Genomic DNA, 378 nt, shown 5'->3' on the forward strand with positions numbered 1-378 from the left:
AGCTGCAAACCGCCCCTCAACTCACCGCCGGCGCCGGCAGCCTTCTTCACCGCGATCATCCGCGCAGCTTGTTCAGCCGCGTTGTTCTCGACCACCGCCTGGTAGACCTGCGACTCGACGTAACGGACCATCAAGCCGTCAAGCAGCTCTTTGGCGTCCGGTTCGTAGAGATAGTCCCAGTGGTGCTTGAGATCCTGATCCGGGGTTGCCACCAGTGGAATCAACTGCTCCACGGTAGGCTGTTGCGTCATGGTGTTGATGAACTTGTTGGACACCACGGACAGGCGATCAATACGGCCGTCCAGGTAGGCATCCAGCATCACCTTGACGCTGCCAATCTGATCATTGATGGACGGCTCTTCACCCAGGTGGCTGATA

The 378-nt window shown here is 58.5% G+C and carries 1 protein-coding gene; it reads right to left on the bottom strand.

Going from position 1 to position 378, the window contains the following annotated elements; all coding sequences use genetic code 11:
- Window positions 1–378: F0F1 ATP synthase subunit gamma (locus ACIOUG_RS27040; RefSeq protein ID WP_401070240.1), on the bottom strand; the 378-nt coding region annotated here is incomplete at both ends.

This window comes from Pseudomonas sp. NPDC087803 (assembly GCF_044742995.1).
Classification (GTDB): domain Bacteria; phylum Pseudomonadota; class Gammaproteobacteria; order Pseudomonadales; family Pseudomonadaceae; genus Aquipseudomonas.